This window comes from Variovorax sp. 10N420 (genome assembly GCF_056394705.1).
Genome location: NZ_JBFTIJ010000006.1, coordinates 13,412 through 35,786 on the forward strand (window position 1 = coordinate 13,412; position 22,375 = coordinate 35,786).

Annotated in this window: 15 protein-coding genes; 6 read left to right on the forward strand and 9 right to left on the reverse strand. The window is 64.9% G+C overall.

The features are described from left to right. The first annotated feature begins 21 nt into the window (after positions 1–21). The 3 genes from AC1DEK_RS16475 to AC1DEK_RS16485 all read left to right on the forward strand — a co-directional run bounded on the left by AC1DEK_RS16475 (position 22) and on the right by AC1DEK_RS16485 (position 3,095). Positions 22–807, forward strand: a complete 786-nt coding sequence (locus AC1DEK_RS16475; RefSeq protein WP_478126344.1) for a peptidylprolyl isomerase — start codon at positions 22–24, stop codon at positions 805–807. A gap of 304 nt (positions 808–1,111) precedes the next feature. Next, positions 1,112–1,474 carry a hypothetical protein gene (locus AC1DEK_RS16480; RefSeq protein WP_478126345.1) on the forward strand — a complete coding sequence of 121 codons (363 nt, stop codon included), beginning with the start codon at positions 1,112–1,114 and terminating at the stop codon, positions 1,472–1,474. A 148-nt stretch (positions 1,475–1,622) separates the two neighbouring features. Beyond that, complete coding sequence (locus AC1DEK_RS16485) at positions 1,623–3,095, forward strand: hypothetical protein (protein WP_478126346.1); 1,473 nt, start codon at positions 1,623–1,625, stop codon at positions 3,093–3,095. A 37-nt stretch (positions 3,096–3,132) separates the two neighbouring features. Here the strand turns inward: AC1DEK_RS16485 and purL are convergent, their stop codons facing one another. Next, positions 3,133–7,161: a phosphoribosylformylglycinamidine synthase gene (gene purL / locus AC1DEK_RS16490; RefSeq protein WP_478126347.1), complete on the reverse strand. Its 4,029-nt coding sequence runs from the start codon at positions 7,159–7,161 to the stop codon at positions 3,133–3,135. 127 nt (positions 7,162–7,288) lie between these two features. Here purL and map point away from each other — a divergent pair, with 127 nt between their 5' ends. After that, the gene (map, locus tag AC1DEK_RS16495; RefSeq protein ID WP_478126348.1) at positions 7,289–8,119 is read left to right on the forward strand and encodes a type I methionyl aminopeptidase; all 831 of its coding nucleotides are present in this window, start codon (positions 7,289–7,291) and stop codon (positions 8,117–8,119) included. Positions 8,120–8,148: 29 nt separating this feature from the next. After that, the gene (locus AC1DEK_RS16500; RefSeq protein WP_478126349.1) at positions 8,149–10,734 is read left to right on the forward strand and encodes a [protein-PII] uridylyltransferase; all 2,586 of its coding nucleotides are present in this window, start codon (positions 8,149–8,151) and stop codon (positions 10,732–10,734) included. 30 nt (positions 10,735–10,764) lie between these two features. Here AC1DEK_RS16500 and AC1DEK_RS16505 read toward each other — a convergent pair whose 3' ends face one another. Genes AC1DEK_RS16505 through AC1DEK_RS16515 form a run of 3 tightly spaced genes read right to left on the reverse strand, consistent with a single transcriptional unit; the run spans position 10,765 to position 13,858 of the window. Further along, positions 10,765–11,829: an amino acid ABC transporter permease gene (locus tag AC1DEK_RS16505; RefSeq protein WP_478126350.1), complete on the reverse strand. Its 1,065-nt coding sequence runs from the start codon at positions 11,827–11,829 to the stop codon at positions 10,765–10,767. Next, on the reverse strand, positions 11,826–12,830 hold the full coding sequence (locus AC1DEK_RS16510) for an amino acid ABC transporter permease (protein ID WP_478126351.1): 1,005 nt from the start codon (positions 12,828–12,830) through the stop codon (positions 11,826–11,828). The genes AC1DEK_RS16505 and AC1DEK_RS16510 overlap by 4 nt, the downstream gene beginning before the upstream one ends. Next, positions 12,827–13,858, reverse strand: coding sequence for an amino acid ABC transporter substrate-binding protein (locus AC1DEK_RS16515; protein WP_478126352.1), 1,032 nt, complete (start codon positions 13,856–13,858; stop codon positions 12,827–12,829). The genes AC1DEK_RS16510 and AC1DEK_RS16515 overlap by 4 nt, the downstream gene beginning before the upstream one ends. 159 nt (positions 13,859–14,017) lie before the next feature. Between AC1DEK_RS16515 and AC1DEK_RS16520 the strand changes: the two genes are divergently transcribed. Beyond that, on the forward strand, positions 14,018–14,422 hold the full coding sequence (locus tag AC1DEK_RS16520) for a DoxX family protein (protein WP_478126353.1): 405 nt from the start codon (positions 14,018–14,020) through the stop codon (positions 14,420–14,422). On the opposite strand, the gene def is transcribed toward AC1DEK_RS16520, so the two are convergent. The 5 genes from def to smc form a co-directional block, all read right to left on the reverse strand. After that, complete coding sequence (def, locus tag AC1DEK_RS16525; protein WP_478126354.1) at positions 14,423–14,962, reverse strand: peptide deformylase; 540 nt, start codon at positions 14,960–14,962, stop codon at positions 14,423–14,425. 27 nt (positions 14,963–14,989) lie between these two features. Continuing rightward, entirely contained in the window at positions 14,990–15,373 is a 384-nt protein-coding gene (locus AC1DEK_RS16530) for a hypothetical protein (RefSeq protein WP_478126355.1), read from the reverse strand. A gap of 97 nt (positions 15,374–15,470) precedes the next feature. After that, entirely contained in the window at positions 15,471–17,558 is a 2,088-nt protein-coding gene (gene ligA, locus AC1DEK_RS16535) for an NAD-dependent DNA ligase LigA (protein WP_478126356.1), read from the reverse strand. A gap of 133 nt (positions 17,559–17,691) precedes the next feature. Continuing rightward, positions 17,692–18,786, reverse strand: a complete 1,095-nt coding sequence (locus AC1DEK_RS16540) for a cell division protein ZipA C-terminal FtsZ-binding domain-containing protein (RefSeq protein WP_478126357.1) — start codon at positions 18,784–18,786, stop codon at positions 17,692–17,694. Further along, positions 18,783–22,298: a chromosome segregation protein SMC gene (gene smc, locus AC1DEK_RS16545; protein ID WP_478126358.1), complete on the reverse strand. Its 3,516-nt coding sequence runs from the start codon at positions 22,296–22,298 to the stop codon at positions 18,783–18,785. Before smc ends, AC1DEK_RS16540 begins: the two co-directional genes overlap by 4 nt. Positions 22,299–22,375 lie beyond the last annotated feature (77 nt).

The following is a 22,375-nucleotide window of genomic DNA, read 5'->3' on the forward strand; positions in this document are numbered from 1 at the left end:
CCAGCGTTTTTCGCTCCCCCTATGAAGAAACACATCTTGCAGGCCCTCGCGGCCGCCGTGCTCGTTGGCGCGGTTCCTCTCGCGGCGCTCGCGCAGAACGCAGCCATCGTCAACGGCAAGCCCGTGCCGAAGGCGCGCATGGACGTGCTGGCACAGCAACTGGCCGCGGCAGGCCGCCCGGTCACGCCGGAGATGCAAGGGCAACTGCGCGAAGAAGTGGTGACCCGGGAAGTCTTCATGCAGGAAGCGCAGAAGCAAGGTCTCGACGCGACGGATGACTACAAGAATCAACTCGAACTCGCGCGCCAGGCCATCCTGATCCGCCAATTGTTCGAAAACTATCGCAAGTCCAATGTCGTTTCGGATGCCGACGCGAAAGCCGAATACGACAAGTTTGCCGCCGCCAACAGCGGCAAGGAATACAAGGCTCGTCACATCCTCGTCGAGACCGAAGACCAAGCCAAGAAGATCCTCGCCGACCTGAAGAAGGGTGCCAAGTTCGAGGACATCGCCAAGAAGCAAAGCAAGGACCCGGGTTCGGGCGCCAATGGCGGCGACCTGGATTGGGCTTCGCCGTCGAGCTTCGTGCCCGAATTCTCCGAAGCGATGATCAAGCTCAACAAGGGCGAGACCACGGCTGCACCGGTGAAGACGCAGTTCGGTTATCACATCATCCGCGTGGACGATGTTCGCCAGGCGCAGTTGCCGAAGTTCGATGAAGTGAAGCCGCAGATCGTGCAGCAGCTGCAGCAGCAGCGATTGCAGAAGTATCAGGAAGAACTGCGGGCCAAAGCCAAAGTTGAGTGATTGACTCGCCCCCAGGCTTCGCGCACTTCGTGTCGCTTCGCCTACCCCCTGCCGGGGGCAACACCAGCGGCCCGGCGGAGCCGGTTCCGCGGTGTTCCTTGAATAAGAAAAGCGGCCTTTGGGCCGCTTTTTTGTTGGGTACGATCCTCGGCTCTCCTTCCAAGGAACACCCCTGAGGCTGCCATTGAGGCGCATCCATGCGTATTGAACCGATCGTCCGCTTCCGGGAATGAACCGTTCCGGTCGGCAAGCGCCGTCCGAATCAAAATCGGCTGCGGAGCGCGCCGAGCGAACGAGGCATGGCATGACCCCAGGAGCATATATCGGAGCGGTACTTGTTGTGCTTGCCACTATGACGCCTGCCCATGCCCGCACCGAAGTCATGGGTGGTGGCCCGTCCCACCGTGGCGTGTCACACCGACCGGTCGAGAGCACCGAGTCGCCCGACGATGACTCGAATATCGCGAAGACCGAGGCCACGGTGAGCCCCGGAGGGGCAATTTACAACCCCTTCGCCGACGCATCCAAATCCAACAACCCGCCTGAAGCCACTGCGAAGCCATCCTCGGATGCCGACAACGCAGGCGTGAGTCTTGTGGTTGCAGCGGCGCTCGCGGGTGTCGCCGTGTTCGCGTACATCCTGCGTCGCGCCATGCGCGCCCATTGAGGGTCCTGTCGCCACCGCCCGTGCCAGGCGAACGCCGTGCGGGCTTTTGCCGACATGGGTATTGAACCGATCGTCCGTCTCCGCGAATGAACCGTTCCGGTCGGCAAGCGCCGTCCGAGTCCATGTCCCGATCTGCTTGGAGGCAACCATGAATATCCGACCGTCGTCGACCGCCCGTCAGCTTCGCCTCAGTCGCGTTGCCGGCGCCTGCCTTGCCGCCGTGTGCGGCATCGGCCTGTGGAGCGTCGAGGCTTGCGCAGCGCCGAACCAGCCGCCGCCGCCTTGCCATCCGAACCCGCATGCCAGGGCCGACGGCGAGGCCGTCGAGCAACGCGGCGACGTGCGGCATCTACCGGATCCATTGAGGGAGCGCCTGGAGGCGTTGGCCGAGCGTCCGCATTCTGCACTGCCGACCCAGGCCTACGCCGAAGCCGATCAGGCGAGCCAGCTGTTCCAGTACTACCTGCTCGACACCACAGGCTTCGAGCCGAATCCGTTCACCAGTCGGTTCCCAGGTGTCAACGACCAGGTGCAGTTGACCGCCACCGGATTCGACTGCGGTCTGTCCACGATCGGAGCGGTGAGGCTCGTTGTGGAACCCAAACCGGGGCTGCCGACCGACCCGACCGACGTTCGTGCGTTCATCGACATCTTCACCGACCTCTCGGGCTTGTTCGTCATCAACAACGAAAGCGGCTGGTACGAAGGCTGGATGATTCACGATCTCCGCGTCGCACCGGTGGCTGCACCGGCGTCCGGCAGGCCGGCGTTCGGCACGATCACCGCGGAGGACGCTGCCGCGCTGAAAGCAATGGGCGGTGGGCACAATGTGCCGGGCCAATTCTTCACGATGGACGGGCGCGACGTGCATTTCCCAAGCGCCAATGACCAGTTCCCGAGCCGGCAGACCAACGTCGTGCCGATCCAATTGAGCATGGGGGCGTACAACTGCCTGCAGCAAAGCGACTGCCATTCGTACTGGGAATTCAACTACACGACGAACTGGACCCATCCGACCTATGAGCTGCCATTCACCGGCGGCTTGCCGGGCAGCTTCGAGGCCGGCCAAGTCGGCGCACTGTCCTCACTCGTGCCGGGGTCGGGCCCCGCCGGCATGAAGAACAACCCTTTGACCTATGGCGACAACCCGAACACCCTCGGCACGCTGATGGGCAGCGGACCGCGCGACCCTGACAGGTTCGACGGGGAAGCCGACGCACAGCGCGAGTACCGGATGCGATTCATCCCGAGCGGCTTGGCGCACGAGATCTACCTCGATGTCTACGAGCGGGTCAGGTCCTTCGAGCCGGGTACGCCGTTCCCGCAGCGCTTGTTCGACGCGTACGCGATCGAAGTGAAGCGCGTCGACACCAATGGCGACGGCGTGATTTCGGCCGTTGAAGGCGACGTCGACACGGCCTCCGATGGCTTCGCGGACAACACACGGCTGTTCCTTCCGCCAACCTCTTTCGACCGCTTCGCGGTCACGCGTGAGATCAACGACGGGATGCTGGCACCGCGCTTTGCCCCGAGCCAGAGAGGCTGGGTGCTGAGCGGAAGCCAAAAGTCCGTGCGCCCTGCGGTGCCCGCATCCGAAGGCCGCGATGGTGACGATCGTTGATGTCGCCCTGGCTCCGACAGCCTGGGGGTTCGCTTGGTTAGCCTATCCACTTTCGCGCGTTGCGCCAGATTCGCATCCAGGGGCTGAACTCGCTTTTGTCGCCGGAGGTCCAGCTCATCTGGATGCTGCGGAACACTCGTTCGGGGTGGGGCATCAGGGCCGTGAAGCGGCCGTCGGCGGTGGTTACTGACGTGAGGCCGCCTGCGCTGCCGTTGGGGTTGAACGGGTAGCGCTCTGTGGGCTGACCATGGTTGTCGACGAAGCGCATGGCGGCGATGGCTTTGGCTGGGTTGCCGCGGTGCTTGAAGTTGGCGTAGCCCTCGCCGTGCGCGACCGCGATTGGCAGACGGCTTCCGGCCATGCCGGCGAAGAAGAGGCTGGGTGAATCGAGAACCTCGACCATCGACAGGCGCGCTTCGAAACGCTCGCTCTGGTTGGTGGTGAAGCGTGGCCAGTCCTCGGCGCCGGGGATGATCTCGGCGAGTTCGGCGAACATCTGGCAGCCGTTGCAGACGCCCAGCCCGAAAGTGTCGGTGCGGCCGAAGAAGCCTTTGAACTGCTCGGCAAGCTTCGGATTGAAGGTGATGCTGCGCGCCCAGCCGATGCCGGCACCCAGCGTGTCGCCGTAGCTGAACCCGCCACAGGCGACGACCCCCTTGAAGTCCGCGAGGTCTGCCCTGCCCGTCTGAAGATCGGTCATGTGGACGTCGAAAGCCTCGAAGCCGGCTTCGGTGAAGGCGTAGGCCATCTCGACGTGCGAATTGACGCCCTGCTCTCGAAGAATGGCGACCTTCGGCTTTGCGAGATTCAGGAAAGGCGCGGCGACGTTTTCGGCAACGCCGTCCGCAAGCCGCACGTGCGCGCCCGGGTCCTGCGGGTCGCCGGCTGCGGCGTGTTCGGCATCGGCGCAGTCGGGGTTGTCGCGCTCGCGGCAGATCTTCCAGCTGACGGAATCCCACACCTGGTGCAGATCGCTCAGGTTTGCGCTGAAGACGGACTTGGCGTCGCGCCAGACTTCGACCTTGCCCTTGCCGGCGTCCATGGTGGACGCAGCTGGGCGGGTCTTGCCGACGAAATGGCTGTGGGCACTCAGCCCGTGGGCGCGCAGGATCTGCATGACTTCGTTGCGATCCGCCGTGCGCACTTGCAGCAGCATGCCGAGTTCTTCGTTGAAAAGCGCCTTGAGCGTGAGTTCCTCGCGGCGCGCGCTGACTTGTCCGGCCCAGTTCTTGGCATCACCGTATTCGGCGCGGCTGTCGCTGATGCCGTCGCCTTCGGTGACCAGCAGGTCGACATTCAGCGCCACGCCGACGTGCCCAGCGAAGGCCATTTCGCAGGCGGCGGCGAACAGGCCGCCGTCGCTGCGGTCGTGCATGGCGAGGATCTTGCCCTCCGCGCGCAGTGCGTTGACGGCAGCGACCAGTTTGACGAGGTCTTGCGGATCGTCCAGATCGGGGACGGTATCGCCGCTCTGTTCGAGCGTCTGCGCAAGGATGCTTCCGGCCATGCGGTGCTTGCCATGGCCGAGGTCGATGAGGACCAGCGTGCTGTCGGCCTCTTCGGCATCTAGCTGCGGCGTGAGCGTGCCGCGCACATCCGTCAGCGTTGCGAAGGCGCTCACGATCAGGCTCACGGGCGAAGTCACCTTCTTCTGGGTGCCGCCGTCCTGCCATTGGGTTCGCATCGACAGCGAATCCTTGCCGACCGGAATCGAGATGCCGAGCGCCGGACACAGTTCCATCCCGATGGCCTTGACGGTCTCGTAGAGCGCCGCATCCTCGCCGGGCTCGCCGCAAGCCGCCATCCAGTTGGCCGACAACTTCACGCGCGACAGCTCGATCGGCGCGGCAAGCAGGTTCGTGATGGCTTCGCCCACCGCCATGCGGCCGGATGCGGGGGCGTCGATGGCAGCCAGCGGCGTACGCTCGCCCATGCTCATCGCCTCGCCGGCAAATCCCTTGTAGTCGGCCAGCGTGACGGCGCAGTCGGCCACCGGCACCTGCCAGGGGCCGACCATCTGGTCGCGGTGCGTCAAGCCGCTGACGGTGCGGTCACCGATGGTGATGAGGAAACGCTTGGACGCGACGGTGGGATGCGACAGCACGTCGATCGCGGCCTTCTGCAGATCGACGCCGGTCAGATCGAGCGGCTTGAAGCGGCGCTCTACGGTCTTGACGTCGCGAAGCATCTTGGGTGGCTTGCCGAGCAGGACATCCATCGGCATATCGACCGGCTGCGCCTCGGCGCTTTCGTCGCCCACCAGAAGCTGGCGCTCTTCGGTCGCGACGCCCACCACGGCAAACGGGCAGCGCTCGCGCTCGCAGAAGGCTCGAAACTGATCGAGCGACTCGGGCGCAATCGCCAGCACGTAGCGCTCCTGGCTCTCGTTGCACCAGATTTCCTTGGGCGCCATGCCGGATTCTTCGAGCGGCACGGCGCGCAGGTCGAAGCGCGCACCGCGCCCCGCGTCGTTGGTCAGTTCCGGAAAGGCGTTGCTCAGGCCGCCAGCGCCCACGTCATGGATCGCCAGGATCGGATTCGCATCGCCCTGCTGCCAGCAGTGGTTGATGACCTCCTGCGCGCGGCGTTCGATTTCGGGGTTGCCGCGCTGCACCGAATCGAAGTCCAGTTCGGCCGCATTGGCGCCCGTCGCCATCGAGCTCGCGGCACTGCCGCCCATGCCGATGCGCATGCCGGGTCCGCCAAGCTGGATCAGCAGCGCGCCGGCCGGGAACTGGATCTTCTTGGTCTGGTCGGCGTCGATGCTGCCCAGCCCGCCGGCGATCATGATGGGCTTGTGATAGCCGCGCTGCACCGTGCCGCCATCGCTCTCGACAGCCTGCTCGTATTCGCGGAAGTAGCCGAGCAGGTTCGGCCGGCCGAATTCGTTGTTGAAAGCGGCCCCGCCCAGCGGACCTTCGGTCATGATCTGCAGCGGGCTCGCAATGTGATCCGGCTTGCCGTAGCTGCCGTCCTTGGGCCAGAGCTTCGACACCGTGAAGCCGGTCAGGCCCGCCTTCGGCTTGGAGCCGCGGCCCGTCGCGCCTTCGTCGCGGATTTCGCCGCCGGCACCCGTCGAGGCGCCTGGAAACGGCGAAATCGCCGTCGGATGGTTGTGCGTCTCGACCTTCATGAGCACGTGGCTCAGCGCGTCCTGCTTGGCGTAGGCGCCGGCGTCGGACGCTGCAACGAAGCGCTCGATGCGCGTGCCTTCCATGATCGACGCGTTGTCGGAATAGGCGACGACGGTGTGCTGCGGGTTCTGCCGCTCGGTGTGGCGGATCATCGAGAACAGGCTCTGTGGCTGCGGCTGGCCGTCGATGATGAAGTCGGCGTTGAAGATCTTGTGGCGGCAGTGCTCGCTGTTGGCCTGCGCGAACATCATCAGTTCGACGTCGCTCGGGTTGCGGCCCAGGCGGGTGAAGGCGTCGACGAGGTAGTCGATCTCGTCCTCGGCAAGGGCAAGGCCGAAGGTCTTGTTGGCTTGCACCAGCGCGGCGCGGCCGCCGCCCTGCACGTCGACCTGTGCCATCGGCTGGGCCGGCAACTCCGCGAAAAGACCGGCGGCCTGGTCGAGCCGGGCCAGCACCGATTCCGTCATGCGGTCGTGCAGCAGATCGGCGACGGCGGCGAGCTTGTCGCCTTCGAGAGTGGCCGCCTTGCCCAGCGCCTTGTCGAGCAGCGGTGCTTTCAGCGTCAGGTGGTATTCGGTGACGCGTTCGACGCGGCGCAGTGCAAGGCCGCAGTTGTGCGCGATGTCCGTCGCCTTGGAAGCCCACGGAGACACAGTGCCGAGGCGGGGTGTCACGATCACTTTCGGGCCCGACCTGCCCGGCGCGAAGAAGGGTTCGCCGTAGCCCAGCAGCGCCGCAAAGCGCTCCTTCGCCGAAACGTCCAGCGCGGAATCGGTGACGACGAGATGGACGAAACGGGCGCTGAGCCCCTCGATTCGGGAGTCGACCGCCTGAAGCTTCGGCAGCAGTTGCTGCGCCCGGAATTCGCTGAGTGCGCTGCCGCCCTCGAAGAAAGTCACCACAGGTGCAACGGAATGGAGGGGCGGTTTCACGGGCAACGTCACGTTCGGATCGGCCGGTCGGCCGCGTTGGGAATGAAGAAAATGAGGCGGCAACCGCTGACTGGGGCCATCCGCGCTAACCCTGAATTTTAGCGGTCCCGATGGGATAATTCCCGCCATGAGCATTACCTACAAAGACGCCGAAGGCGTGGCCGGCATGCGCGTGGCGTGCCGCCTCGCCTCCGAAGTGCTGGACTACCTCACCCCCCACATCAAGCCTGGCGTCACGACCAACGAGATCGACAAGCTCGCACACGACTTCATCACGCAGGTGCAGGGCGCGGTCCCTGCGCCGCTGAACTACATGGGCGCGAGCAGCGTCCCTTACCCCAAGTCGATCTGCACCTCCGTCAATCACGTCGTGTGCCACGGCATCCCGAACGACAAGCCGCTCAAGAAGGGCGACATCATCAACTGCGACATCACCGTCATCAAGGACGGCTGGCATGGCGACACGAGCCGCATGTTCGTGGTCGGCGACGCATCCATCGCGGCCAAGCGGCTCTGCGCTTTCACGTACGAAGCCATGTGGCACGGCATCGTCAAGGTCAAGCCGGGGGCCCACCTGGGTGACATCGGCTTCGCGATCCAGCGTTTTGCCGAAAGCAATGGCTTCTCGGTGGTGCGCGAATTTTGCGGGCACGGCATCGGGCGCGGGTTCCATGAAGAGCCGCAGGTTCTGCACTACGGCAGGCCCGGCACGCTCGAAGAGCTCAAGCCCGGCATGACCTTCACCATCGAGCCGATGATCAACGCGGGCAAGCGCGAGATCAAGGAAGACGCCCGGGGCGGCCAATATGACGGCTGGACGATCGTGACGCGCGACCACTCGCTGTCCGCGCAGTGGGAGCACACAGTGCTCGTCACTGAAACCGGCTACGAGGTGCTCACGCTCTCGGCCGGCAGCCCGCCGCCACCCGCCTTCGTCGCCGCTGCCGTTGCGGCCTGACGTGGCATTGGCCTTGCAAGGCTGCCACGGTGGATATTTCCTCGTTGCGTGACGCCTACCGAACCCACAAGCTGGCGCTGTTCGACCAGCTCCGGAGCGCTCGCGCGCCCGCGCGCAGCGTGCATACGGTACTGCGCCAACTTGCCGCGCTGGCCGACGAAACCCTGAGCGCGCTCTGGGCGGATGCCGGCTTCGGCACCCAGATGGCGCTGGTCGCCGTCGGCGGTTTTGGGCGTGGCGAGCTGTTTCCGTATTCGGACGTCGACGTGTTGCTGCTGCTGCCCGAAGACCATGGAACGGACATCGAACCCGCCCGCCTCGAAGCCTTCATCGGCCATTGCTGGGACGCCGGTCTCGAAATCGGCTCCAGCGTGCGAACCGTGTCCGAATGCCTCGCCGAATCGGCGAAGGACGTCACGGTACAGACTTCGCTGCTCGAATCGCGCCTGATCATTGGCGACAAGAAGCTTTACGCCACCTTCCGCAAGAGCTTTTTCGCGGCCATCGATCCGCAGGCGTTCTTCACCGCCAAGTCGCAGGAAATGCGCCATCGGCATCAGAAGTTCGAAAACACGCCCTACGCGCTCGAACCCAACTGCAAGGAATCGCCCGGAGGCCTGCGCGATTTGCAGACGATCCTCTGGATGACCAAGGCGGCTGGTTTCGGCAACCGCTGGGACGACCTTGCCAAGAACGGCCTTGCGACAACCTTCGAGATCCAGCAGATCAAGCGCAACGAAGCGCTTCTGAGCCTGATTCGCGCGCGTCTGCACGTCACGGCCAACCGCCGCGAGGATCGCCTGGTGTTCGACCTGCAGACCGCCGTGGCCGCGACCTTCGGCTACGTCGGCGAATCGCAGCGCAAGGCCAGCGAAGCCCTCATGCGGCGGTACTACTGGGCGGCCAAGGCAGTGACGCAGCTCAATCAGATCCTGCTCCTGAACATTGCCGACCGTCTCCAGCCGCAGATCGAGCAGCCGACACCGATCAACGAGCGCTTCTATGAAAAGGCCGGGCTGATCGAAGTCGCGAGCGACGATCTCTACGTCAAGGATCCGCACGCGATCCTCGAGACCTTCCTGCTCTACCAGAAGACCATTGGTGTCAACGGCCTATCGGCCCGCACGCTGCGCGCGCTCTACAACGCGCGCCACGTCATGGACAGCAAGTTCCGCAACGACCGCGTGAACCACATGACCTTCATGCGCATGCTGCTGCAACCGCGCGGCATCACGCATGCGCTGCGGCTCATGAACCAGACGTCGGTGCTGGGCCGCTACCTGCGCGTCTTTCGCAGCATCGTGGGGCAGATGCAGCACGACCTGTTCCATGTCTACACGGTCGACCAGCACATCCTGATGGTGGTGCGTAACGTGCGGCGCTTCTTCATCGCCGAGCACGCGCACGAATACCCCTTCTGCTCACAGCTCGCGGCGGGCTGGGACAAGCCGTGGATCCTGTACATCGCTGCACTCTTCCACGACATTGCCAAGGGCCGCGGCGGCGACCATTCGACGCTGGGCGCGCGCGACGTGCGGCGCTTCTGCCGCCAGCATGAGATTCCGCGCGAAGACGCCAAGCTGATCGAATTCCTGGTCGGCGAACACCTGGTGATGAGCCAGGTCGCGCAGAAGCAGGACCTGGGCGATCCGGAAGTGATCGGCGCCTTTGCCAAGCGCGTGGGCAATGAGCGCTACCTGACGGCGCTCTATCTGCTCACCATCGCGGACATCCGGGGAACGTCACCGCGCGTCTGGAATGCGTGGAAGGGCAAGCTGCTCGAAGACTTGTATCGCCTGACATTGCGCGCCTTGGGCGGCCGCATGCCCGATCCGGGTGCGGAGATCGAATCGCGCAAGCGCGAAGCGCTGGTGCAACTCGCGCTGCATGCGGAGCCTCTGGACTCGCACAAGGCGCTCTGGGAAACGCTCGACGTCGGCTATTTCATGCGGCACGATGCATCCGAGATCGCCTGGCACGCGAAGCAGTTGTCGCGCCACGTGCCGCACCGGGGCGTGCCCATCGATCCGCGCACGCCGCCGCTCGTCCGCGCGCGCCTGTCGCCGGTGGGCGAAGGCTTGCAGGTGGCCGTGTATACGCCCGATCAGCCCGATCTCTTCGTGCGGATCTGCGGCTATTTCGACCAGTCGTCCTTCAGCATTCTGGATGCCAAGGTGCACACCACCACCAATGGCTTTGCGCTCGATACGTTCCAGGTGGTCACCACCTTCATTCCGGAGCATTACCGCGACCTGATCAACATGGTCGAGGCCGGGCTGACCAAGACGCTGAGCGAAGCCGGGCCGCTGCCGACGCCGAGCAAGGGTCGTGTGTCGCGCCGGGTGCGCAGTTTCCCGATCAAGCCGCGCGTCAGCCTGCTTCCCGACGAAAAAGCGCAGCGCTGGCTGCTCAGCATCTCCGCGAGCGATCGTGCGGGCTTGCTGTATTCGGTCGCGCGGGTGCTGGCTCGGCACCACCTCAATCTGCAGCTTGCGAAGATTTCGACGCTGGGCGAACGTGTCGAAGATACGTTCCTGATCAGCGGGCCGGAGTTGCAAGGGCAACGGGCCCAGGCGGCGATCGAGACGGAATTGCTGGACGCGCTGGCTTCGTGACTTTGAACGTTGGACTTTGGACTGTGGCGGCTACATCCTCCCGCTCGCCAGCCGCCGCTCCAGCCACACGCTGTACCTCGACAGCCCGAAGCACAGCACCCAGTACACCAGCGCGATAAACAGGTAGCCCTCCAGGTAGAACGGCCTCCACGTGGGATCGCCGCCGAGGGCAAGCCCCAGCGCGCCCGTCAACTCGAACAAGCCAACGACCGTCACCAATGAGGTGTCCTTCAAGGTGCCCACCACGCTGTTGGTGAGCGCCGGAACCACGATGCGCAACGCTTGCGGCAGCACGATGTCGCGCTGCACCGGCCACCGCCCGAATCCGAGCGCCATCGCGACTTCAGTCTGCCCGCGCGGCACCGCCTGCAGTCCGCCACGAATGATCTCCGCCAGATAGGCCGCAACGAACAGCGAAAGCCCTGCAAGAACACGGATCAACACATCGGGCTGCCATCCCGCTGGCCAGAGCAACGGCAACAGGAACGAGGCCATGAACAGCACCGAGATCAGCGGCACGCCCCGCACCAGTTCGATGTAGGTCGCGCATAGCGTACGGACCGCCGGCCATTGCGAGCGCCGCCCCAGCGCAAGCGCCAGCGCCAGTGGAAACGCAAGCGCCAGGCCGACGACCGCCAGCCCGATGGTGAGCGGCAACCCGCCCCAGCGGTTGGTCGGCACCGAGTCGAGCCCGAAAATGCCGCCGCGCATCAATACGAGGAACAACGCGAGCGTCGCCACCCAAAGCGGCAGCAGCCACCACCGCCAGGTGCGCGGCCACGCGCTCAGCATGGTTGTCGCCGAAAGCACCGTGACGGCGATGGCCGGCCGCCATTGGTCTTCGTACGGGTAGCGGCCGAAAAGGATCGGACGCCATTTTTCGGCGATCACGCCCCAGCACGCGCCGTGCTGCACCGCCCGGCAAGCTTCGGCATCCGGTCGAAACACGGCATGCAGCACAGCCCAGTCGACGATGTGAAAACCGGCCCAGGCGAACACAAGGATCAGCGCAATCGTCGAAGCTGCACGCAGCGGCGATCCCCACAGCTCGGCGCGCCATGCGATGGCCTGGCTTGCGCTTCTCGCGCCGCTCACCGCCAGCCCCTGAGCGCGACGCGCGCGTTGTAGCGATTCATCCCGCCTGAAATAAGCAGCGACAGCGCCAGGTACACCGCCATGATCACAGCGATGCACTCGAAGGCGCGGCCGGTTGAATTGATCGACGTGTTGGCGATGGACACCAGTTCCGGATAGCCCACCGCGACGGCGAGCGAAGAGTTCTTGGTCAGGCTCAGCAACTGGTTGGTGAGCGCCGGCACGATCACGCGCAGCGCTTGCGGCAGCACGACGATTCGAAGCTGTTGCCGCGGCGAAAGCCCGAGCGCTTGCGCTGCGAGTTTCTGCCCCTGCGAGACCGAAGTGATGCCGGCTCGCACGATCTCGGCGACGAAGGCCGCCGTGTACAGCGCCAGCGCGATCACCACCGCAAGGTATTCAGGGCTGAGCGCCGCACCGCCGCTAATGTTGAAGCTGCCACGCTCGGGCCAGTCGAAATGGCTCGGCCACCAGCCCCCATCTTCGATGACCGGCCACGGCATCGAGAGACCGCCCTTGCTGAGCCAGAAGCCGCTCGCCAGTTCAATCGGCTCGGTCGAATCCGGCAGCAGTTGCGTGAGGGCGAAGTACAACATCAGCAACTGCACCAGCAGCGGCACGTTGCGAATCGTCTCGACGTAGGCACCGCAAAGGCCACGCACCAGCACATGCGGCGCAAGCCTGCCGATACCGAGCAGCGTCCCGAACACCACCGCGATGACGGCAGCGGGAATCGCCGCTCGGATCGTGTTGATCAAACCGGCCAGAAAGGCACGCCAGAAGGGCTGGCCCGCGTTGAAGTCGAGCCATCCTTCCGAGATCTCGAAACCGGCTGGCTGAAGAAGGAAGTCGAAGCCGGACCGCACGCCGCGCCCCCGAAGCACTTCGAGGGCGTGCAGGACAAGCCAGAAGGCGGCGCCCACCACCAGCGCGATCAGCAAAGCCTGCACCGCCCAGGCAAGCCAGACGGCGCGGCGCCCGCTGGCCGCCGGCCGATTCATCGGACCGGCAATCCGTACATCAGGCCGCCCTTGTTCCAGAGGTTGTTGACGCCGCGGGGCAGCTTGAGCACCGACTTCGGACCGACGTTGCGCTCGAAGACCTCGCCGTAGTTCCCCACCGCCTTGATCGCACGGTAAGACCAGTCCTTGTCGAGACCGAGCAGCTTGCCGAGGTCTTCGCTCGTGCCCAGCAGCCGTTGCTGTTGCGGGTCCTTGCTGTTGGCTTTCAGGTCATCGACGTTGGCCTGCGTGATGCCGAACTCCTCGGCCTCGATCAGTGCATTGGGCACCCATTTGGCGATCGCGAACCATTCGTCATCGCCCCGGCGCACCAGCGGCGCGAGCGGCTCCTTGGAGATCAGCTCGGGCAGGATGACATAGTCATCGGGGTTCGATGCTTCCTTGTTGCGCAAGCCGGCGAGCGCCGATGCGTCGGTCGTGAACGCCTGGCAGCGGCCGGAGAAAAACGCCTTGAACGACGCCTCGAAGCTCTCGAACACGACGGTCTTGACCGGAATGTTCTGCGCCTTGAAGTAGTCGGCGACGTTCTTCTCGTTGGTCGTGCCCGACTGCGTGCAGATGGTGGCGTTCTTGAGCTGCTTGGCGCTGGTCACCTTGATCTTCTTGGGTACAAGGAAGCCCTGGCCATCGTAGTAGGTGATGGTGGTGAAGTGAAAGCCGAGCGATGCATCGCGCGTCAGGGTCCAGGTGGTGTTGCGCGCGAGGATATCGATCTCTCCGGCCTGCAGTGCTGAAAACCGCTGCTGCGAATTGAGCGGTACGAATTCAACCTTCTTGCCGTCCCCGAGCACCGCCGCCGCGATGGCACGGCAGGTGTCGACGTCCAGCCCCGACCAGTTGCCCTGCGTGTCAGGCGCGGAGAAGCCGGCGACCCCGTTGGTCACGCCGCACTTGACGCTGCCGCGTTGCTTGACCGCGTCGAGCGTCTTGCCGGCAAAGGCCGGCGCGGCAATGAAAGCCATGGCGGCGGCTGCGGCGGCAAGCGCCGGGCGAAAACGTTGGTTCATTGGGAGACCCTCTTCATTGTTGGAAATTGCTGCAGCGGGCAGTTTACGAGGCAGGTGACAGTCTGCCAAAGAACCGGGGGTTCGAAGCAAATTCGCAAAATGCTCATCCAGATCGAACACAATCGGGCCTCTTCAAACGACCAAAAAGGTTCCTCGTCCATGATCCGTTCCGATGACACCGGCAAGCTCGTTCTGCGCCTTGCGCTTGGCGTGCTCATTCTTCTTCACGGCATCGCCAAGCTCACCGGCGGCATCGGATTCGTCTCCGGCCAGCTCACCGCGCAGGGCCTCCCGGGTGCTTTGGCCTACCTCGTGTTGGTCGGCGAAGTCCTGGCACCGGTGCTTCTGATTGTCGGGATCTACACGCGCGCGGCGGCGTGGATCGTGGTGCTCAACATGCTGGTGGCAATCTGGCTGGTGCATGCCAAGCAGATGTGGGCCCTCGGAAGCAACGGCGGCTGGGCACTCGAACTGCAGGGCATGTACCTGTTCGGGGCCCTCGCCCTCGCCTTCCTCGGCGGCGGTCGATTCAGCGTCGCCGGCAGCGGCGGCCGCCTGAACTGATCAGTCGTCCTCGCTCGCATCGAGGCCCGGAAACAGGACCTCGGTGAAGCCGAAGCGCGTGAAGTCGCGCACACGCATCGGATAGAGCTTGCCCCATAGGTGGTCGACTTCGTGCTGGACGACGCGGGCATGGAAGCCGCTCACGGTCCTGTCGACCGGGTCGCCGTAGGGGTCGAAGCCGGTGTATCGAAGATTTGCAAAGCGCGGCACCACGCCGCGCAGGCCGGGCACGGAGAGGCAGCCTTCCCAGCCCTCTTCTTCTTCGTCGCCGATGGGGGTGATGACCGGATTGATCAGCACCGTTCGCGGCACGACGGGGGCATCGGGGTAGCGCGGGTTCACAGCGCCGGTGCCGAAGATCACGATCTGCTGGTCGACTCCGATCTGCGGCGCGGCAAGGCCGGCGCCGTTGGCGGCATGCATCGTCTCGAACATGTCTCGGATGAGCAGATGCAACTCGTCAGTGTCGAAGGCAGCGACCGGTTGCGCGACGCGCAACAACCGGGGATCGCCCATTTTCAGGATTTCGCGGATGGCCATGGCGCGATTATCGCGAGGCCAGGGCCGTCAGGAGTGTCGGCCTCCACCGCCCCCGCCGCCCCAGCGCCCGCCGCCTCCACCCGCCCCCCGTCCTGGACCGGGACCGCCGTGGCCCCATCCCCCATGACCCCAACCGCCGTAACCCCATCCTGCGCCGTGCCCCCAATAGGGGTGCCCCCAGCCACCGCGGTAGTAGCCGGATCCGTAGACGCCGCCGATGACGAGCGACGATCCGCCCCACGCCCCATAGGGGTAGGCATAAGGGTAGTAGTAAGGATAGGAGGCGTAAGGGTAAGCCCCTGAGTACACGGCACCGCTGTAGTAGGGCCCTGTCGGGTACGCCACGCAAGCGCTGAGTAAGGCGGCACCCCCGATGGCGATGCAAGCGCCCAGACGACGAATTCGATTCATGAGGACTCCTGTCGACACGCATCAGTTCAACGCCCCATCGTCCGCCTTGTTGACAGGGCTTGCCGGGCCGGCGTGTAAAGCGCCTTCTGCGGTTCGTTCAGGGCGACCGAAGGATTTCCAGCATCTGCGCCTCATCGATCACTGCGACACCGAGATCGCGCGCCTTGTCCAGCTTGCTGCCCGCTTCGGCGCCCGCAACGACGTAATCGGTCTTCTTGCTGACGGAACCCGACACCTTGGCGCCGGCCGCCTCAAGCTTGTCCTTTGCCTCGTCGCGGCTCAGCGTAGGAAGCGTTCCTGTAATCACAAAAGTCTTGCCCGCCAGCGGCTTCGGCACTCGCGCGGCAGGCTCGCCCTCCTCCCAGTGCAGCCCGCAGGCGCGCAACTGCTCGACCACTTCGCGGTTGTGCGGCTGGTCGAAGAAAGTACGCACGCTCTGCGCTACGACGGGGCCGACGTCGTTGACTTCGAGCAGTTGCTCTTCGGTCGCATCCATGATCGCGTCGAGCTTGCCGAAGTGCTTGGAAAGGTCCTTGGCGGTGCTTTCGCCCACGTGGCGAATCCCCAGCCCGAAGAGAAAACGCGGCAATGTGGTTTTCTTCGATGCCTCCAGCGCATCGACGATATTCTTTGCGGACTTTTCCGCCATCCGTTCCAGGCCGGCCAGCGTCGACAAGCCGAGCTTGTAGAGATCGGGCAAGGTTCGGATCAGTTGGGTATCGACCATCTGCTCGACCAGCTTGCCGCCAAGGCCCTCGATGTCGAGCGCGCGTCGCGCCGCGAAATGAAGGATCGCTTCCTTGCGTTGTGCGCCGCAGAAAAGTCCGCCCGTGCAGCGGTAGTCGACTTCGCCCTCCTCGCGCACGGCATCCGAATCGCACACCGGGCATTTGTGAGGCATCGTGAAGATCGGCCCCCGCTGGTCGTCGGGCTTGGCGACACTCTCCGGCAGTACGCTGACCACCTCGGGAATGACGTCGCCCGCGCGTCGGACGATCACGGTGTCGCCCACCCGCACGTCCTTGCGACGCACCTCGTCTTCGTTGTGGAGTGTGGCGTTGGTCACCGTCACGCCGCCGACGAACACCGGCTTGAGCTTGGCCACGGGCGTCAGCTTTCCGGTGCGGCCGACCTGCACCTCGATGCCGAGAACTTCGGTCATCTGCTCTTGCGCCGGATATTTGTGCGCCACGGCCCAGCGCGGCTCGCGCGAGACGAAGCCGAGTTGCCGCTGCAATTCGAGGCTGTCGACCTTGTAGACCACACCATCGATGTCGTAGGGCAACGCATCGCGCTGACGGCCGATCGTCTCGTGGAAGGCGATCAGTTCCAGCGCGCCTCGGGCGCGCGCGGTCTGCGTGGCAACCGGAAATCCCCAGGCATGAAACTGCTGCAGCCAATCGAACTGCGTCGGCCAGTTGGGGCCACCCTGCTCCGGCGGCGTGACCTCGCCAAGGCCGTAGGCAAAGAAGCTCAGCGGACGATCGGCCGCGATCGCGGGATCGAGCTGGCGCACCGCGCCGGCCGCGGCGTTGCGGGGGTTGACGAACACCTTTTCGTTCTTCTGCCCGGCGGCGATCTTCTGGCGTTGACGCTCGTTGAGCGCGTCGAAATCGTCGCGCCGCATGTAGACCTCACCGCGGACTTCCACGACCGCCGGAATCTCGGATGCGTTGCCGCGCAGCCTGAGCGGAATCTGCTGCACCGTCCGGATGTTCTGCGTGACGTCTTCGCCCACTTCGCCGTCGCCACGGGTTGCGGCCTGCACCAGTACGCCGTTTTCATAGCGCAGGTTGAGCGCCAGGCCATCGAACTTGAGTTCGCAGACATAGTCGACCTGCGCCGCGTCTTCCGCGAGCCCGAGTTCCCTGCGAACGCGCGCATCGAAGGCGCTGGCACCGCCCGGCGTGATGTCCGTCTCGGTGCGAATGGACAGCATCGGCACCTTGTGGCGAACCTTGATGAAGCCCTCGAGCGGCTTGCCGCCCACGCGTTGTGTCGGCGAATCGGGCGTGCGCAGTTCCGGGAATTCGGCCTCCAGCGCTTGAAGACGCTGAAACAGCCTGTCGTACTCGGCGTCCGGCAACTCCGGCGCGTCGAGAACGTAGTAGAGATGAGCGTGCCGGTGAAGCTGCTCGCTCAGAGCGGCGGCTTCGCGAACTGCGTCTTCATGCGTAGTCTTCATGGGTATCGAATGGCAATGTACCTAGTTCTGTACCTAGTTCCAGAGATACCGCGGAACCGGCTTCGCCGGGCCGCAGGTATCGCCCCCTCGAAGGGGGGTGGCGGCCACACGAAGTGGGCAAGCCTGGGGGTAGTCAACTAAAAAGTCGCCGCGCCAGCGGCGATCCCGCCGAGAGATCGCGCGAGTCGAGCGTGTCGTAGAGCTGCTGGAGATCGGCGCCGATGACGTCCATGGTCTCATCGCGCAATGGCTGCCCGTCGCTGTCGGTCACGACGCCGTCCATTTCGCGGGCCAGCGCCGCGGCAGCCTCTCGCATGCGGTCGAAGGGCCGTTCTTCGCGTCCGACTTGCGGCACATCGAGGCTCAGCGTGAGCTCGCGGATCGCCGATTGGGCGGGGTCGTCCGCCAGCGCCGCCTGCGTATCGAAGGACAAGCCAAGGATCGGTGGCAAGCCCGGTTCGGCGGCGGGCAGAACCATGCGCCCCGGAATCATTCCGGCGACGAAGCCCATGCGAGCGGCGTTCTGCTGCACATAGCCAGGGCTCCAGGCGGCATGGCGCGCGCGCAGCACAAAGCCGAGCTGTGCATCATGCGTGCTCGCGAACTGGTCAAGTTCGCGGCCACGGGCGACTTCATCGAGCATTTCGGGGAACTCGGGCGCACCGTTCACTGCGTCGGCGAAAGCCTGTGCCTTGACGACGAATTCGGAATATTCGATCTCGTTGAGCGCGCCTGTCCGATTGGCCAGCTGCACGCCGACCTGGAAGGCGCCGTAGCGCTGGCCCGGCACGGGCGGCTCCCAATTGCCCGTGTGTTCGTTCAAGCCTTCGACCGCGACGGGCTTGCTGCCGGCGCGCCGGGTCGAGGGCATCGCGGCAATCGCAGCGTCACCGGAAGCCAGCCCTTCGAGCGATATCGGCGCGATGACGTCGATCAGCGGATCGAGACCCCCACGGCGATCCGCCGTTGGTAGGGGCAAGGCCGCCGGCGCCGGCAGATCCGGATCGAACAGCGGCTCGTGCCGCTCGGTGCCGGGCGACCGATGCGAATCGCGGTGCAGCACGGGCTCCTGGTCGTCACGCGGCGGTGGGTTCGATTCGGGGGGCTCGCTGTCGACGGCATCGGGTTGTCGCGGCGCATTGCGACGCGACATCCAGGTGTTGTAGCCGACCACCGCGGCGAGGACGAGACCGCCAAGAATGGCGAGGGCGACGGTCAGGCTGCTCATGCAGCCTCGACCATCGACACCGCCGACTCCATGTCGACCGCCACGATGCGCGATACGCCCTGCTCCTGCATGGTCACGCCGATGAGTTGTTCCGCCATTTCCATCGCGATCTTGTTGTGGCTGATGAAGAGAAACTGGGTTTCGCGGCTCATGGCCGTGACCAGCTTGGCATAGCGTTCGGTGTTGGCATCGTCGAGCGGTGCATCGACTTCGTCCAGCAGGCAGAACGGCGCCGGGTTGAGCTGGAAGATTGCGAACACCAGCGCGATCGCGGTCAACGCCTTTTCACCGCCCGAAAGCAGGTGGATGGTCTGGTTCTTCTTGCCTGGCGGCTGGGCCATCACCTGAACACCGGAGTCGAGGATCTCGTCGCCCGTCATCATCAGCTTGGCATTGCCGCCGCCGAACAGTTCCGGGAACATGCGGCTGAAATGCTCGTTGACGGTCTTGAAGGTGCCGCCGAGCAGATCGCGCGTTTCTGCGTCGATCTTGCGGATCGCGTCTTCGAGCGTGCCGATGGCTTCGTTCAGGTCGGCCGACTGGGCATCGAGGAAAGTCTTGCGCTCGCGCGCGACGGCCAGTTCGTCGAGCGCTGCGAGGTTGACGGCACCCAGCGATGCGACTTCGCGATTCAGACGGTCGATTTCGCCTTGCAGGCCAGTGAGGCGGACCTTGTCGGTTTCGATCGACAGCGCGACGGTTTCGAGATCGGCCTGGGCGTCGACCAGCAGTTGCTGATATTGCTCGAAGCCCAGGCGAGCGGCCTGTTCCTTCAGCTGGAAATCGGTGATGCGCTGGCGCAGCGGATCGAGTTCGCGCTCCAGTTGCAGGCGGCGCTCGTCGCTCGCGCGCAACTTGAGGGTGAGGTCGTCATATTGGCTGCGCGACGCGCCCAGCGCACTCTCGCGTTCCAGCTTGAGCGACAACGCGTCCTGCAAACCAGCCTGCGCGGCTGCGTCGGAAAGGCGCCCGAGTTCGGCGCGCGCGCGCTCGTCTTCTTCGGTGAGCGCCACGGTCTGCTGGGTCGCGGTTTCGATCGCGCGGCTGAGCTCGCCACGGCGGGCTTCGAGCGTGCGCTGAGCGAAGGTCGCTTCCTGCGCCTGGCGTTCGAGGCTGCGATGCTGGTCGCGGCTCGCCGCCAGCGCGCGGGCCGCTTCGATGACGCGCTCGTCGAGTTGCGCGTGCCGCTCCTGGCTGTCGGCAAGCTGCATGTCCAGCTCTTCGAAGCGTGATTCGGCTGCGATGCGACGTTCCTGCAGCTCCTCGAGCTGGGCAACGACTTCGCCGAGATCATTCGACAGTTGCTCGCTGCGCGCGCGTGTCTGTTCGGCCAACTGCGTCAGGCGCAGCGTCTCCACCTGGAGCTCGTGCGCGCGCGATTGCGTGTCGGCGGCTTCGCGGCGGGCAGTGATGAGGCGCTGCGCCGCGTCGGCGTAGGCGGCCTCGGCGCGAGCGAGCGCGGTGCGCGATTCATCGGCGATCAGCGTCTGGGCGCGCAACTGGCGCTCCAGATTTTCCATTTCCTGCTGGCGCGCGAGCAAGCCGGCCTGCTCGGAATCCTGCGCATAGAAGCTGACGCTGTGCGCCGTGACCGCGTGGCCGCTCTTGACGTAGATCGCCTCGCCGGGCTGGAGCTTGTCGCGCTGCGCCAGGGCTTCTTCGAGCGTGGCAGCCGTATGGCAGCCGTGCAGCCATTCAGCGAGCAGCGCCTGCTGGCCGGCATCGTTCAATCGCAGCAGGTCGGAGAGACGCGGCAGCGCGGCGGCGCTCTGAGGCGCGGCGGCGACGGGCGGCGTATAGAACGCGAGCTTGGCCGGTGGTGCGTCGCTGCCGAATGCGCGGACCATGTCGAGCCGGCTGACTTCGAGCGCACCCAGACGCTCGCGCAACGCCGATTCGAGTGCGTTTTCCCAGCCCTGCTCGACGTGGATACGGCTCCACAAGCCTTGCAGGCTTTCGAGACCGTGCTTGGCCAGCCAAGGTGCGAGCTTGCCGTCGGTCTTGACCTTTTCCTGCAGCGCCTTGAGCGCTTCGAGACGCGCGGACAGCTCGGCATGGCGCGCGCCTTCCGTGTTGACTGCCTGCTGGCGTGTGCGACGGTCGTCGTCCAGCTGCGGTACCGCTTCCTGCAAATCCTGCAGCCGCGCGTCCGCTTCGGCAGCGGCCTCTTGCGCAGCGGCGAGCTGTTCCTGCAAGTCGCGCAGCCGCGCCTCGTCGGGGGCGGCGAGCGCGTTCTGGTCCGTGCGCAGACGCTCTGCGCGCTGATTGAGCTGACGGCTCTGTTCCTCGATGTTGCGCTGGTCGGCGGCCAGCACCTGGATCTGCTGCTGCACCTGCGCGACCGAAGCGCGTTGGGCATTCGCCTCGTCCTGTGCGCGTTGCTGCGCGTCCTCGAGTTCAGGAAGGCGCGCGTCATGCTCTTCGAGTTGCGCGGCCAGCAATTCGGCTTGCTCTTCGGCGTTGATGCCTTGGCCGGCGAGCGTTTCGATTTCGGCCTCTGCATCCTCCTTGCGGGCGCTCCACTGCGCGATCTGCTCTCGCAGTTGCACCAGTCGCTGCTCCACACGCTGACGGCCTTCGACCACGAAACGGATCTCGCCTTCGAGCCGCCCGACCTCGGCGCTGGCTTCATACAGCTTGCCCTGCGCCTGGTTGACCTGATCGCCGGCGGCATAGTGCGCCTGGCGAACGGTTTCAAGCTCGGCCTCGATGTGGCGGAGATCGGCGGTGCGGGATTCGAGATCGTTGATCGCCTTTTCGGCATCGGCCTTGATCTTGGCTTGGTCGGCCTCGCTCTCGGTCCGCTTCATGAACCAGAGCTGATGCTGCTTGCGTGTGGCATCGCTTGTCAGCGTGTTGTAGCGCGCCGCGACCTCGGCCTGCTTCTCGAGCTTTTCGAGGTTGCTGTTGAGTTCGCGCAGGATGTCTTCGACCCGCGTGAGGTTTTCGCGCGTGTCGCCGAGGCGGTTCTCGGTCTCGCGGCGGCGCTCCTTGTACTTGGAAACGCCGGCCGCTTCTTCCAGAAAGAGGCGCAGTTCTTCAGGCTTGGATTCGATGATCCGGCTGATCGTCCCCTGCCCGATGATGGCGTAGGCGCGAGGGCCCAGGCCGGTGCCGAGGAACACGTCCTGCACGTCGCGCCGGCGCACCGCCTGGTTGTTGATGTAGTAGCTCGAATTGCCGTCGCGCGTCAGAACGCGCTTGACCGCGATTTCGGCAAATTGCGACCATTGGCCGCCGGCACGGTGGTCGGCGTTGTCGAACACCAGCTCGACGCTCGAACGGCTGGCCTGCTTGCGCGTCGTGGTGCCGTTGAAGATGACGTCCTGCATGGACTCGCCGCGCAGTTCAGAGGCGCGCGATTCGCCGAGGACCCAGCGCACGGCATCCATGATGTTCGACTTGCCACAGCCGTTCGGGCCGACGACTCCGACGAGTTGGCCGGGCAAGAGGAAATTGGTGGGTTCGGCGAACGACTTGAAGCCGGAGAGCTTGATGGAATTGAGACGCACGGCAGGTCGGCCCTAAGCCAAGGTGTTGATTTGTAAGGAGATTTCACTGGCCTGGATCCGGAGGACCGGCCGCCACC

Excerpts from the sequence above, each read along its gene's own strand:
- map (WP_478126348.1), top strand. The coding sequence starts at position 7,289 with ATGAGCATTACCTACAAAGACGCCGAAGGCGTGGCCGGCATGCGCGTG.
- AC1DEK_RS16540 (WP_478126357.1), bottom strand. The coding sequence starts at position 18,786 with ATGAGCAGCCTGACCGTCGCCCTCGCCATTCTTGGCGGTCTCGTCCTC.
- ligA (WP_478126356.1), bottom strand. The coding sequence starts at position 17,558 with ATGAAGACTACGCATGAAGACGCAGTTCGCGAAGCCGCCGCTCTGAGC.
- AC1DEK_RS16510 (WP_478126351.1), bottom strand. The coding sequence starts at position 12,830 with ATGAATCGGCCGGCGGCCAGCGGGCGCCGCGCCGTCTGGCTTGCCTGG.
- AC1DEK_RS16515 (WP_478126352.1), bottom strand. The coding sequence starts at position 13,858 with ATGAACCAACGTTTTCGCCCGGCGCTTGCCGCCGCAGCCGCCGCCATG.
- AC1DEK_RS16475 (WP_478126344.1), top strand. The coding sequence starts at position 22 with ATGAAGAAACACATCTTGCAGGCCCTCGCGGCCGCCGTGCTCGTTGGC.
- AC1DEK_RS16485 (WP_478126346.1), top strand. The coding sequence starts at position 1,623 with ATGAATATCCGACCGTCGTCGACCGCCCGTCAGCTTCGCCTCAGTCGC.
- AC1DEK_RS16530 (WP_478126355.1), bottom strand. The coding sequence starts at position 15,373 with ATGAATCGAATTCGTCGTCTGGGCGCTTGCATCGCCATCGGGGGTGCC.
- AC1DEK_RS16480 (WP_478126345.1), top strand. The coding sequence starts at position 1,112 with ATGACCCCAGGAGCATATATCGGAGCGGTACTTGTTGTGCTTGCCACT.
- AC1DEK_RS16520 (WP_478126353.1), top strand. The coding sequence starts at position 14,018 with ATGATCCGTTCCGATGACACCGGCAAGCTCGTTCTGCGCCTTGCGCTT.
- def (WP_478126354.1), bottom strand. The coding sequence starts at position 14,962 with ATGGCCATCCGCGAAATCCTGAAAATGGGCGATCCCCGGTTGTTGCGC.